This is a genomic window from Ruegeria sp. AF3 (assembly GCF_056536285.1).
The window spans coordinates 1,575,299-1,588,929 of the sequence record NZ_JBQFJM010000001.1 but is presented as its reverse complement, the minus strand read 5'-3'; the positions used below and the strand labels follow the sequence as shown (position 1 = coordinate 1,588,929).

Here is a 13,631-nt window from a genome sequence, read left to right as displayed (position 1 = left end):
CCACGCCCGGAGGGATTCATGGCCGTCGACCACACGCGTTTTCTGGAGGATCTGCACAAGCTGCGTGAATTCGGTGCCTCAGGTGTGGGCAAAGGGGTCATCCGCCCGGCCTATTCCAAAGCGGATATCGCGGCGCGCCAATGGCTGGCGGACCGTATAACCGACGCGGGTCTGACACCGCATTTCGACCCGGTCGGCAACCTGTTCGGGTTGGCGCCCGGCCGCTCTCTGCTCATGGGGTCGCATTCCGACAGCCAGCCCGAAGGCGGCTGGCTGGATGGCGCGCTCGGCGTGATCGCCGCGCTCGAGATCGCGCGGTCCAGCGACCAGCCGATCTCGGTCGTCAGTTTTCAGGACGAAGAAGGCCGGTTCGGTGTGACCACAGGTTCGGCGGTCTGGTCCGGCGGTCTGCCGCTGGACAAGGCCGATGCGTTGACCGACGGTGCCGGCGTCAGCTTTGGCGAGGCCCGATCTTCCATGGCGAACCTGTCACAGGGTTTTGTCGATCCCGCGCGGTTCAGTGGCTTTGTCGAGATGCATATCGAACAGGGCCCCTCTCTGGACGCTGCGAACGAGCAGATCGGCGTCGTTACCGATATCGTTGGCATCCGGGACATGTCGGTCACTTTCGAAGGGCAGCAGAATCACGCGGGCACCATGCCGATGCATTTGCGCCGCGATGCGTTTCAGGCGTTGTCACTGTTCAACACGCGCCTCAACGAACGGTTTCGCAATGTGGTGACACCGCAAACCGTCTGGACCATCGGGCGGGTCGATCTTCACCCTAATGCGTCGTCCATCGTGCCAGGTCGGGCGCGGTTCTCGATGCAGTGGCGCGATGGCGATCCGGATCGGCTGTCGCGGATGGAGGAAATCATCCGTACCTCAGCCCAGGAAGTAGCCAGGGAACGGGACATGGTACTGACCTACGGCCCTTTGCTTGGGTTGGAACCTGTCACGATGGATCAGACCCTGCGCGTGGCGCTGGAACACGGTGCCGAACAGGTGGCCCCCGGCAGGTGGCGCAGGATGCCGTCGGGCGCGCTGCACGATGCCACAAACGTGTCGCGCCTGATGCCTGTTGCAATGCTGTTTGTGCCCTCAATCAACGGTATAAGCCACGATTTTGCCGAAGATACCGCCGAAAGCGATCTTGTGGCCGGGCTGAGGGTGCTGGATCTCGCAGTGCAGTCACTTATGGGGCAGGCGCGATAAGGTGCGGGCAAAATACTGTTTTTACAGGCCATTGCGGTTGGTTTGTCTGGTGTTATCGTCGCGCTCGAAACTGTGATCGGCAAACCCATGCAAAAGTCAAAAGACCAATGTTGCCTAACGGAAAAAAGTTTCCTATAGGAACGCAAAGGATGCATACGCCCGTATACAGACTTGTCCCACAGGCGGTACTCTGGTTCGCAAGTTGACCGGAATCCTTGCAAAATTGATAGCGTGGGGCAGACTGACGGGAATGCGTTCGAAACCGAAAGATACGAAAAGGTATCCAAGATGACCGAGATTAGACGCACGCCGTTGTATGCCTTGCATGTTGAGTTGGGCGGCAAGATGGTTGATTTTGCCGGGTGGGAGATGCCAGTTCAGTATCCGCTGGGGATCATGGGCGAGCATAAGCAGTGCCGCGAGAAGGCGGCGTTGTTTGATGTGTCGCATATGGGTCAGGTGATATTGCGGGGCGAGAATGTGGGCGAGAAGCTGGAAGCACTGTGTCCGCAGGCTTATGCGACGCTGAAGGAAGGCAAGGCGCGGTACGGGTTCTTCACCAATGCCGAAGGCGGGATCATGGATGACCTGATCGTGTCGAATGCGGGGGATCATTACTTTGTGGTGGTGAACGCGGCGCTGCGCCATCAGGACATTCCGCATATGCGCGACAATCTCGAAGGTGTCGAAGTGACCGAGATCTTCGACCGCGCGCTGGTGGCCGTGCAAGGTCCCAAGGCCGAGGACGTGGTGGGCGCGCTCTGCCCTGCGGCGCGCGACCTCAAGTTCATGGAAACCACGATTGCTGACATCCTGGGTGTCGAATGCCGCATCTCGCGGCTGGGCTACACGGGTGAGGACGGGTACGAGATCTCGATCCCCGAAGACAAGGCGATCGAGATTACCCGGGCGTTCCTGGCGCATGAGGATTGCGAACCGGCGGGTCTGGGCGCGCGCGACAGCCTGCGGCTTGAAGCCGGTCTGTGCCTTTATGGCAATGACATCGATCAGAGCACCTCGCCGGTCGAGGCCAGCCTTGGCTGGGCGATGCAGAAGCGCCGCAAGGAAGAAGGCGGCTTTCCGGGTGCGGAACGTGTGCAGCGCGAACTGGCCGAGGGGCCTGCGCGCAAGCTGGTGGGCATCAAGCCCGACGGCCGCGCGCCCGCGCGTCAGGGGGTCGAGGTGCAATGCCTTGAGGGCAACACCATCGGTCAGATCACCTCGGGCAGCTTTGGCCCCACGGTCGGCGGCCCGGTTGCGATGGGCTATGTGTCCGCGGGCCATGGCGAGCCGGGCGAGAAGGTCAACCTGATCATCCGGGGCAAGGCGCAACCGGCGCAGATCGTGGCGCTGCCCTTCGTCAAACAGAATTACAAGCGTTGAAGTCAGGAGAGAGACACCATGGCAACCTATTATTCCGAAGAGCATGAATGGCTGGCGGTCGAAGGCGACACGGCCACGCTGGGCATCACCAAACACGCGGCCGAGCAGCTGGGTGAGGTGGTCTTTGTCGAGCAGCAGGAAGTGGGCGACGAGTTCGACAAGGACAGCGAGATCGGCGTGATCGAATCCGTCAAGGCCGCCTCCGAGCTTTACGCGCCGGTTGATGGTGAGATTATCGAGGTGAACGAGGCGCTGGCCGACAATCCCGGCGCGCTGAACGACGACCCCGAAGGCGAGGCCTGGATCTACAAGATCAAGATCGCCGATGCCGCGCAGCTGGAAGATCTGATGGACGAAGCCGGCTACAAGGCCTTCATCGGCTAAATCCGGCCCGGAGCCCCAGAGACCGGGGCTCCCCGCTTCATCTTTTTCCAAATACTCCCGCCGGAGGCATCTGCCAGAGCGGCCGGGCGAGACATTCTTTGAGGAGCGCTGCAATGGCCTTCAAACTGACCGACTACGAAGCCTATGACTTCGCCAATCGCCGCCACATCGGGCCCAGCCCGACCGAGATGCGCGACATGCTGCAGGTGATCGGCTTCAAGACGCTGGACCAGCTGATCGACGCCACCGTCCCGCCCGCGATCCGGCAGAAGGAGCCGCTGGACTGGGGCCCGGCGATGACGGAACGCGATGCGCTCTTTCACATGAAGCAGGTGGCGGGCAAGAACAAGGTTCTGACCTCGCTGATCGGTCAGGGCTATTACGGCACCACCACCCCGGCGCCGATCCTGCGCAACATTCTGGAAAACCCGGCCTGGTACACGGCCTACACGCCCTATCAGCCCGAGATCAGCCAGGGCCGGCTCGAAGCGCTGCTGAACTTCCAGACCATGGTCAGCGACCTGACCGGGCTCGATGTGGCCAACGCCTCGCTGCTGGACGAAGCCACTGCCGCAGCAGAAGCCATGGCAATGGCCAAGCGCGGCGGCCGGTCCAAGGCCAATAACGCGGCCTTCTTCGTCGACCGCAACTGCCATCCGCAGACCATCGCGGTCATCAAAACCCGCGCCGAGCCGCTGGGCATCGACGTGCAGGTGGGCGATCCCGATCAGCTGGATGCAGGTGCCGTCTTTGGTGCAATCTTTCAGTATCCGGGCACCCATGGCCATGTGCGCGACTTCACGAACGAGATCGCGGCGCTGCATGACCATAACGCCATCGCCGTTGTCGCCGCCGACATCCTGTCGCTGGCGCTGCTGAAATCCCCCGGCGAGATGGGCGCGGATATCGCCATCGGCTCGACCCAGCGCTTTGGCGTGCCGATGGGTTATGGCGGCCCGCACGCCGCGTATATGGCGACCACCGACAAGCTGAAGCGCTCGATGCCGGGCCGGATCATCGGGGTCAGCATCGACAGCCGCGGCAACAAGGCCTACCGCCTGGCGCTGCAGACCCGCGAGCAGCACATCCGCCGCGAAAAGGCGAACTCGAACGTCTGCACCGCGCAGGCGCTGCTGGCGGTCATTGCTTCGATGTATGCGGTCTATCACGGACCCGACGGCATCAAGGCGATCGCGCAATCGGTGCACCGCAAGACCTCGCGTCTGGCCGCCGGTCTGGAAGAGGCGGGCTTTGCGGTGGAACCCGAAGTGTTCTTCGACACCATCACGGTCGAGGTCGGCCACCTGCAGAACGTGGTGATGGAGGCCGCCGTGGCCCGTGGCGTCAACCTGCGCAAGGTCGGCGAGACCCGCGTGGGCATCAGCCTGGACGAACAGACCCGCCCCGAAACCATCGAGGCGGTCTGGGGTGCCTTCGGCATCGACCGCAAGGATGACAGCTCGAACAAGCAATACCGCCTGCCGGATTACGCGCTGCGCGAAAGCGAGTACCTGACCCACCCGATCTTCCACAAGAACCGGGCCGAGGCCGAGATCACCCGCTATATGCGCCGTCTGGCCGACCGCGATCTGGCGCTGGACCGGGCGATGATCCCGCTGGGCTCGTGCACCATGAAGCTGAACGCCACGATCGAGATGATCCCGGTCACCTGGCCCGAGTTCGGCAACCTGCATCCCTTCGTGCCCGAAGATCAGGCGCGGGGCTATCACGAGATGATTGCGGACCTGAACGACAAGCTGTGCCAGATCACCGGCTATGACGCAATCAGCCAGCAGCCCAACTCGGGCGCGCAGGGCGAATATGCGGGCCTTCTGACCATCCGCAACTATCACTTCGCCCGTGGCGAAGGGCAGCGCAATGTTTGCCTGATCCCGACCTCGGCCCATGGCACCAACCCGGCTTCGGCGCAGATGGTGGGCTGGCAGGTTGTGCCGGTGAAATCGGATGACAAGGGCAACATCGATCTGAATGACTTCCGCGAAAAGGCGGAAAAGCATTCGGACCATCTGGCCGCCTGCATGATCACCTACCCCTCGACCCATGGCGTGTTCGAGACCACCGTGCAGGAGGTCTGCCAGATCACCCATGATCACGGCGGTCAGGTCTATATCGACGGCGCCAACATGAACGCCATGGTCGGCCTGTCGCGCCCCGGTGACATTGGCGGCGATGTCAGCCACCTGAACCTGCACAAGACCTTCTGCATCCCGCATGGCGGTGGCGGCCCCGGCATGGGTCCGATCGGCGTCAAGGCGCATCTGGCCGAGCATCTGCCGGGCCACCCGGAATATGGCACCGCCGTGGGTCCGGTCTCGGCGGCCCCCTTCGGCTCGCCCTCGATCCTTCCCGTCTCATGGGCCTATGTGCTGCTGATGGGCGGTGCGGGGCTGACGCAGGCCACCAAGGTGGCGATCCTGAACGCCAACTACATCGCGGCGCGGCTCAAGGACGCCTATCCGATCCTCTACACATCGGAAACGGGCCGGGTGGCGCATGAATGCATCCTCGACACAAGGCCGCTGGACGAGGCGGCGCATGTCACCGTCGACGATGTGGCCAAGCGTCTGGTCGATTCAGGCTTCCACGCCCCCACGATGAGCTGGCCGGTGGCCGGAACCCTGATGGTCGAGCCCACCGAATCCGAACCCAAGGACGAGCTGGATCGTTTCTGCGACGCCATGCTCTCGATCCGCTCGGAAGCGCAGGACATCATCGACGGCAAGATCGACGCGGAAAACAACCCGCTGAAAAACGCCCCTCACACGGTGCGTGATCTGGTCGGCGACTGGGACCGCCCCTACACCCGCGAACAGGCCTGCTTCCCTCCGGGCTCCATGGGCGTCGACAAATACTGGTCCCCCGTCAACCGCGTCGACAACGCATACGGCGACCGAAACCTCGTCTGCACATGCCCACCCATGGACGCATACGAAGACGCCGCAGAGTAACACAACCCTACCCCGCCGAAACATCGGCGGGGTTTTTCGCCAATCGGAAACGCGTGTTCTGATTTGTGCCCGTTTCAGATGTCGTTTTTACCCGGTAAAGCGTCTTTTCTGCTTGCTGCAGGTGCGAAGGCCCCCTAGGTCTGTCCGTGGGACACCCCTCCCCAACGAGGGGCGTGTATCTGGAAGGGTAATACACATGACGATCGAACAACCGGCGACGCGGCCGGCAAATCCGCGCTTTTCTTCGGGCCCCTGTGCCAAACCCCCCACATTTGACCTGACAAAACTGGCTGATGCCGCATTGGGCCGGTCGCACCGCGCCGCTGTTGGCAAGGATAAGCTGAAGGCGGCCATCGAAGGCACGCGCGAGATTCTGGGCATTCCGGCGGATTATCGCATTGGCATCGTTCCCGCTTCGGACACCGGCGCGGTTGAAATGGCGCTGTGGTCTTTGCTGGGTGCGCGCAAGGTCGAGATGCTGGCCTGGGAAAGCTTTGGGTCCGGCTGGGTGACCGATGTGGTCAAGCAGTTGAAAATCGACGCCGAGGTGAAGACGGCGGATTACGGGCAGATCGTTGATCTGGCCTCGGTCGATTTCGCGAATGACGTGGTCTTTACGTGGAACGGCACCACCTCGGGTGTACGGGTACCCAATGGCGACTGGATTGCCGATGACCGCCAGGGCCTGACGATCTGCGATGCAACCTCGGCGGCCTTTGCGATGGATCTGCCCTGGGACAAGCTGGATGTAACAACCTTCAGCTGGCAGAAGGTACTGGGGGGCGAAGCGGCCCACGGGATGCTGATCCTCAGCCCGCGTGCTGTTGAACGGTTGGAAAGCTATACCCCCGCATGGCCGCTGCCCAAGATTTTCCGCCTGACCAAGGGCGGCAAACTGATCGAAGGCATCTTTACCGGGGCAACGATCAACACGCCGTCAATGCTGGCGGTCGAAGATTATCTGTTTGCGCTGGACTGGGCCCGCTCGGTGGGCGGATTGCAGGGGCTGATCGCGCGTGCGGATGCCAATGCGGGTGCGGTACACGCGTTCTGCGACCAGAACGGCTGGATCGCAAACCTGGCAGAGGATGAGGCGACACGGTCGAACACTTCGGTCTGCCTGAAGTTCACCGACGCGCGTATTCAGGACGGTGCAGCCTTTGCCAAGGCGGTCGCCAAGCGACTTGAGGCCGAGAATATCGCACTTGATATCGGCGCTTATCGCGACGCGCCTGCGGGCCTGCGCATCTGGTGCGGCGGTACGGTTGAAACCTCGGATATTCAGGCGATGCTGCCTTGGCTGGCATGGGCCTTTGCGACCGAGATCAAAGCGCAGGCGCAGGCTGCCTGAGTTTCATGTGCCGGGCTGAAGCCCGGCCTACCCCATCACTGATGTAAGGCGGGCGTCAGCCCGCTACCCCCTGAAGAATTCAAAGGACCAACCAAAATGGCTCCCAAAGTACTCGTATCCGACAATCTCAGCGAAACCGCAGTGCAGATTTTCCGCGACCGTGGCATTGACGTGGATTTCATGCCCGAGCTGGGCAAAGACAAAGACAAGCTGGCCGAGGTGATCGGTCAATACGATGGCCTCGCCATCCGTTCGGCAACCAAGGTTACACCGACCCTTCTGGAAAAAGCCGACAGGCTGAAGGTCATCGGCCGCGCCGGGATCGGCACCGACAATGTCGACAAAGAGGCGGCCTCGAAAAAAGGGGTGATCGTGATGAACACACCCTTCGGCAACATGATCACCACCGCCGAACACGCCATCGCGATGATGTTCGCCGTGGCGCGGCAAATCCCCGAGGCCAGCACCTCGACCCATGCGGGCAAGTGGGAAAAGTCCAAGTTCATGGGGATCGAGCTGACCAACAAGACACTGGGCGTGATCGGTGCCGGTAACATTGGTGGCATCGTGTGCGAACGCGCGTTGGGCCTGAAAATGAAAGTCATAGCTTATGACCCTTATCTGGGCGAAGAGAAAGCGGCCAAGATGGGCGTCGAAAAGGTCGAGCTGGACGAACTGCTGGCGCGCGCCGATTTCATTACCCTGCATGTGCCGCTGACGGATCAGACCCGCAACATCCTGAGCCGCGAGAATCTGGCCAAAACCAAAAAAGGCGTACGGATCATCAACTGTGCCCGCGGCGGTCTGGTCGATGAAGTGGCTCTGGCCGAAATGCTGCAATCCGGTCATGTTGCCGGAGCGGCCTTTGACGTGTTCAGCGAGGAACCCGCCAAGGACAACGCATTGTTCAACCTGCCCAACGTGGTCTGCACGCCCCATCTGGGTGCGGCGACCACCGAGGCGCAGGAGAACGTGGCCTTGCAGGTGGCTGAACAGATTTCGAACTACCTGCTGACGGGCGCGGTCGAGAACGCGCTGAACATGCCCAGCGTGACAGCGGAAGAAGCCAAGCTGATGGGGCCGTGGATCAAGCTGGCAGGTCATCTGGGCAGCTTCATCGGCCAGATGACGGATGAACCGGTCAAGGCGATCAACATCCTCTATGACGGTGTGGCCGCTGAAATGAACCTGGCTGCGCTGAACTGTTCGGTGGTCGCGGGGATCATGAAAAAGTTCAACCCCGAGGTGAACATGGTCTCGGCCCCTGTGGTCGCGAAAGAACGCGGGATCAAAATCTCGACCACCAATCAGGATAAGTCGGGTGTTTTTGATGGCTATATCAAGGTCACGGTCGTAACGGACAAGCGTGAACGGTCGATCGCGGGTACGGTGTTCAGCGATGGCAAGCCGCGCTTTATCCAGATCAAAGGCATCAATATCGATGCCGAGGTCGGCGCTCATATGCTGTACACCACCAACGAAGACGTGCCCGGCATCATCGGCACGCTGGGTCAGACCATGGGTGAAAACAACGTTAACATCGCCAATTTTACCCTCGGCCGTACAGAGGCTGGCGGCGAAGCGATTGCGTTGCTTTATGTCGACGAACCGGTCCCGGCCGAAGCACGGGCAAAGCTTGCCGAAACAGGCCTGTTCACGCAGATCAAACCGCTGGAATTCGACGTCGCCTGATCGCGGCTGTTGAGTTTAAGAAACAGTTCAGGACCCGGTTATACGAATACCCGGGTCCTTTCTTCTATGATTTCGCAATCTGAGTCACAAGCGAGCTGACTCATACCGCCGGAGGATTCTATGACATTGCCAGTCTATGCCATTGGTGATCTGCACGGGCAGGTGGCTGAGCTGGAGCGCGCGCTGTCTCTGATCCAAAGCGATGGCGGCCTCGATGCGCAGATCGTGTTCCTTGGTGATTACGTGGATCGCGGCCCTGACAGTCGCGGGCTGATCGACCGCCTGATTGCCGGGCGTGATGCGGGTCGGAACTGGATTACTCTTCTGGGCAATCACGACCGCATGTTTGCCTGGTTCATGGAGGACACTCCGCGCCACGATCCGCATTTGTTGGTGGGATACCACTGGCTGCATGACAGGTTGGGCGGGGTCGACACCCTGCGCAGCTATGGGGTGGAATTCGAAGGTCAGATCCGCCTTGAAAACCTGCACCGTATGGCTCAGACAGCCGTGCCGAAGTCGCACCTGACCTTCCTGCGCGATCTGGTGGTGATGCATCAGACGCCCGAGATTGTCTTTGTTCATGCGGGTATCCGTCCGGGTGTGCCGCTGAATGAACAGCAGGCAAGTGATCTGATCTGGATCAGACAGGACTTCCACGACTACCACGGCCCGCACCCCAAACTGATCGTTCATGGTCACACGCCTGTGGATCAGGCGACGCATTATGGCAACCGGATCAATCTGGACACGGGGGCCGGGTACGGACGCCCGACGGGCGTCGCTGTATTCGAGGGACAGAAATGCTGGGAACTGACCGAACAAGGTCGAACACCGTTGACGCCCTGACCGTCCCGCATGGGTATGACACTGGAGATTGGAATATGTACGTCGCCACTTTGCTGACCAACCCGGTTGCACCCTCGCTGGACCGTGCCTTGCCTGAATCGCTGCGCAACGCGTGGGGCGGTGGAGATGTCCTGTGGCTCAGCCCTGACGAGGCGGTCGAGTTTGAGCTGAGTGACATGCCCGCCAATCGCTGGGATGTTTGGGCTGATCTGCAAGGCATGGGCGTGGACCTGATTGTGCAGCCCGCACAGGGGAGGCGCAAAAAGATGCTGTTGGCCGATATGGACAGCACCATGATCCAGCAGGAATGCATTGACGAACTGGCGGATGAGGCTGGCGTCGGCGAAAGGGTCAAGGACATCACCGCCCGCGCCATGAACGGAGAGCTGGATTTCGAAGGTGCTCTGATCGAACGGGTTGGTCTGCTGAAGGATCTGGATGAAAGCGTCATTGGCAAAGTCCTGCACGAACGGATCACCCTGATGCCCGGCGGACAGGCGTTGCTGGCAACAATGCGAGCCAACGGTGCCTATGCTGCACTGGTGTCCGGTGGCTTTACCGCCTTCACCGCGCGGGTGGCAGAGCTGCTGGGGTTCGATGAAAACCGCGCCAACACTCTGCTGGCCGCAGATGGCAAACTGACGGGCGATGTGGCGCGTCCCATATTGGGGCGGCAAGCCAAGATCGAGGCGCTTGAGCAGATTTCCACGCGTCTTGGGTTGTCTGAAAATGACGTGATCGCCGTCGGCGACGGGGCAAATGATCTGGGCATGCTGGGGCGGGCCGGAACCGGGGTTGCCCTTCATGCCAAGCCGTCGGTGGCCGCGAAATGCGACGTGCGGGTGAATCACGGCGACCTGACGGCACTGCTTTACCTGCAAGGGTACAGTCGCGCGGATTTTGTCGAATCCTGACAGGGCTTTTCATTATTTAACATTTGTGTTAAATAGGGGTCATGAGCACGCTTCTGACCACCTTTTCCGCTTTGTCCGATGCCACCCGGTTCTCGATTGTCGAGCAGCTGATGGAGCAGGGCGAACTGCCCGCCGGTGACCTGATCGAAGGGCGCGGAATGTCCGGTGCTGCGATTTCGCGCCATCTGAAAGTGTTGCGCGAGGCAGGGTTGGTGCAGCAGCGCGTGCGGGGCACCCAACGGATGTACTCCATCCGGTCCGACGGGCTGCGGATGATTGCCGACTGGACGATCTCCAAACGGCAATTCTGGGAAAGCAGCCTCGATCGCCTCAGTGATATCATCGAAAGGGAGAATTCATGGCCGACCTGAAACTGGAACGGGACTTCCCCGTCAGCCCAGAGGATCTGTTTGCATGGATCAGCGACGGCAGCCGGTTGTTGCAATGGTGGGGGCCCGAAGGGATGCATGTCCCCGAGCATAATCTGGATTTCTCGCGCACCGGCCCGTGGTATTCGGTCATGGAAAACAGCGAGGGCCAGCAATACAAGGTCTCGGGCCACGTCACGCATGTCGACCCGCCAAACTCGGTGGGGTTTACCTGGGGCTGGCATGACGATCAGGATCAGCGCGGGGCCGAAAGCCACGTTTCCTTCACAGTCACAGCGACGGGCACAGGGTCACGCTTGGTTTTGGACCACCGCGAACTGGCCGATGCCGAAGCAGCCGCGAACCACAATCAGGGCTGGACGTCTTCGCTGCGCAAACTCGAAGCGAAGTGCAAATAAGGTTTCATCAGGGAGGAGCGATATGCCCCAGTATTTGTTTGTTTATCACGGGGGACACACCCCGACCGACCCCGCCGAGATTGAGGCGACCATGGCCGCTTGGGGCGCATGGTTTCAGGGTATGGCCGAAGCGTTAGAGATCCCCGGCAACCCGGTCGGACAGTCCTATACGGTCAGCAGCAGCGGGGTTGTCGACAATGGCGGCGCAAACCCGGCCTCGGGCTTTACCGTGATCAAGGCCGACAGTATCGAAGCCGCGACCGAGATGGCCAAGGGCTGTCCGATGGTCGTCAATGGCTCGGGCTCGGTCGAGGTGGCCGAGGTGCACGAGATCGAGATGTAGGGGCCTTAGCCGGGGAAACCCGGCGCAGGTTTGATCACGCCGCATTCCAGCCCCCGGCGGCTGTATTGCGTGGCGTTCATGAACTTGCGGGTGGCCGGGTGATCGGCCTCCAGCACACCAAGGCTCACCAGAATAGCGGCGATGGCGCATTCGCTGGCCCGCGTGGTGCCATCGGTGATCTTCAGCGCAACGCCCATGCGTTTTTCCGGGATGATGGCCACAAACACCGCCTCGGCTCCGGTCTTGATGGCAACACGCCCGTTCATGGCGCGCATCAGTTCGGTGCAGGCACGGGTCTCACCGGCTACCAGTTGCGGGTGTTTTACCATTGCCGCCACCAATTGCACCGCCGCCTCGCTGGAACGGTCGGACCGATCCGAGGCGCTGGCGAACCATGCCATCGACCGGGCCAGCCCGGTCAGCGACACGGCGAAATTCGGGGCGGAACAGCCGTCAATACCGTAACCGGGGCTGGTTTCGCCTGACGTCTCTTCGATGGCAGACAAGCAGGCCTGCTGCACCGGGTGATCGATTTCCAGATATTCCGGCCCTGCGCCCATATGCTGACCCAGTGTCAGGAAACCACAATGCTTGCCGGAACAGTTGTTGTGGATCTGGCACGGGGTGTCATCCGCCAGGATCAGCCGATCCCGCGCGGCAGTGTCCGCTGGCTCCTGTGGCCCGCAGCGCAAGTCGTGCTCGCTCAGCCCCAGATGATCAAGCCACGCTGTCACGCGGTCGGTATGGATCGCGGCCCCATTGTGGGACGCGCAGGCCAGCGCAAGATGTTCGCTGTTCAATCCGTATTTTGCCGCGGCTCCCGACGTGACCAGCGGAAGCGCCTGAATCATCTTGGCGGATGAGCGCGGATAGATAACCGCCTGCGGGTCGCCCCAGCTGCGCACGATCTGGCCGGTGTCGTCGCAGATGACCGCGTGGCCCAGATGCAGGCTTTCCAGCAAGTTGCCACGCCACAGTTCTGTCATTGCTACGGGCTGCGTCATCTGGACCTCCGAAATTAATGCGCAAAATTCTGCCAATCGCCCTTTCGCCTGTGGCGAAACCTGCGTTAGTGTGTGTATGTCGGCAATCATCGGAATGCGCAACGGAATAGACGGGCCGGAAGGGTTCGCAGCCATGTCCGATGGATTTGAGGTATCGGTCGAGCTAGGAGGCTGGACAAATGGGATCAATGCTCGTTCGTACGATTGCGGGCCTGTGTGTGGCAGGCATCGCCGCGACTTCTGCAATCGCCCAGCAGGCGACAAGCACAAACCGGGTTGCTGCAAAAACGGACTGGAGCGTTTTTGTCGAAGATGATCCCACCGAATGCTGGAGCGTTTCGGCCCCCAAGGAAACGGTGAACACCCGGGGCGGGCGCGTCGTATCCGTGCGGCGCAGCGACATCCTGTTGTTTGTGTTCTATCGCCCCAATGCCGAGGTCAAAGGACAAGTGACCTTTACCGGCGGCTACCCGTTTGCTCCGGGATCGACGGTGAACCTGAATGTCGACGGGTCCGAGTTTGAACTGTTCACCGAAGGTGAGTGGGCCTGGCCTGCGTCAGATGCAGATGACGCCAAGATCGTCACCGCGCTGAAACGCGGAACCGAGGCTGTTCTGACTGCCCGGTCCGAACGCGGCACGCAAACCAAGGACACCTTCTCGCTGCTGGGCTTTACCGCAGCAATCGAAGACGCCGAAAAGCGCTGCACCAAGTAAGCACCCCGACCTAAGCAAATGGTC

General features: G+C 61.0%; 13 protein-coding genes. 12 read left to right on the top strand and 1 reads right to left on the bottom strand.

The features are described from left to right. The first annotated feature begins 18 nt into the window (after positions 1-18). The 11 genes from ACR3FC_RS08040 to ACR3FC_RS07990 all read left to right on the top strand — a co-directional run bounded on the left by ACR3FC_RS08040 (position 19) and on the right by ACR3FC_RS07990 (position 11,887). A complete protein-coding gene (locus ACR3FC_RS08040; protein WP_480474212.1) occupies positions 19-1,215 on the top strand; it encodes a Zn-dependent hydrolase in 1,197 nt (398 codons plus the stop codon). Between the two features lie 288 nt (positions 1,216-1,503). Continuing rightward, on the top strand, positions 1,504-2,598 hold the full coding sequence (gene gcvT, locus ACR3FC_RS08035) for a glycine cleavage system aminomethyltransferase GcvT (protein WP_480476844.1): 1,095 nt from the start codon (positions 1,504-1,506) through the stop codon (positions 2,596-2,598). Positions 2,599-2,616: 18 nt separating this feature from the next. Beyond that, the gene (gene gcvH, locus ACR3FC_RS08030) at positions 2,617-2,982 is read left to right on the top strand and encodes a glycine cleavage system protein GcvH (RefSeq protein WP_480474211.1); all 366 of its coding nucleotides are present in this window, start codon (positions 2,617-2,619) and stop codon (positions 2,980-2,982) included. Positions 2,983-3,095: 113 nt separating this feature from the next. After that, positions 3,096-5,951, top strand: coding sequence for an aminomethyl-transferring glycine dehydrogenase (gene gcvP, locus ACR3FC_RS08025; RefSeq protein ID WP_480476842.1), 2,856 nt, complete (start codon positions 3,096-3,098; stop codon positions 5,949-5,951). A 196-nt stretch (positions 5,952-6,147) separates the two neighbouring features. Next, positions 6,148-7,302 (top strand): phosphoserine transaminase, encoded by a 1,155-nt coding sequence (locus ACR3FC_RS08020; protein WP_480474210.1) that lies wholly within the window; start codon positions 6,148-6,150, stop codon positions 7,300-7,302. A 96-nt stretch (positions 7,303-7,398) separates the two neighbouring features. Then, a complete protein-coding gene (gene serA / locus ACR3FC_RS08015) occupies positions 7,399-8,994 on the top strand; it encodes a phosphoglycerate dehydrogenase (RefSeq protein ID WP_480474209.1) in 1,596 nt (531 codons plus the stop codon). A 120-nt stretch (positions 8,995-9,114) separates the two neighbouring features. After that, a complete protein-coding gene (locus tag ACR3FC_RS08010; RefSeq protein ID WP_480474208.1) occupies positions 9,115-9,843 on the top strand; it encodes a metallophosphoesterase family protein in 729 nt (242 codons plus the stop codon). Between the two features lie 35 nt (positions 9,844-9,878). Next, on the top strand, positions 9,879-10,757 hold the full coding sequence (gene serB, locus ACR3FC_RS08005) for a phosphoserine phosphatase SerB (protein WP_480476839.1): 879 nt from the start codon (positions 9,879-9,881) through the stop codon (positions 10,755-10,757). Between the two features lie 41 nt (positions 10,758-10,798). Then, positions 10,799-11,128: an ArsR/SmtB family transcription factor gene (locus tag ACR3FC_RS08000; RefSeq protein WP_171638620.1), complete on the top strand. Its 330-nt coding sequence runs from the start codon at positions 10,799-10,801 to the stop codon at positions 11,126-11,128. Then, positions 11,116-11,544 carry an SRPBCC family protein gene (locus tag ACR3FC_RS07995; RefSeq protein ID WP_480474207.1) on the top strand — a complete coding sequence of 143 codons (429 nt, stop codon included), beginning with the start codon at positions 11,116-11,118 and terminating at the stop codon, positions 11,542-11,544. Before ACR3FC_RS08000 ends, ACR3FC_RS07995 begins: the two co-directional genes overlap by 13 nt. 22 nt (positions 11,545-11,566) lie before the next feature. Beyond that, on the top strand, positions 11,567-11,887 hold the full coding sequence (locus tag ACR3FC_RS07990; protein ID WP_267364302.1) for a YciI family protein: 321 nt from the start codon (positions 11,567-11,569) through the stop codon (positions 11,885-11,887). Positions 11,888-11,892: 5 nt separating this feature from the next. On the opposite strand, the gene ACR3FC_RS07985 is transcribed toward ACR3FC_RS07990, so the two are convergent. Further along, a complete protein-coding gene (locus ACR3FC_RS07985) occupies positions 11,893-12,891 on the bottom strand; it encodes an asparaginase (protein WP_480474206.1) in 999 nt (332 codons plus the stop codon). A gap of 179 nt (positions 12,892-13,070) precedes the next feature. Between ACR3FC_RS07985 and ACR3FC_RS07980 the strand changes: the two genes are divergently transcribed. Further along, positions 13,071-13,607, top strand: a complete 537-nt coding sequence (locus ACR3FC_RS07980) for an invasion associated locus B family protein (protein WP_480474205.1) — start codon at positions 13,071-13,073, stop codon at positions 13,605-13,607. Positions 13,608-13,631 lie beyond the last annotated feature (24 nt).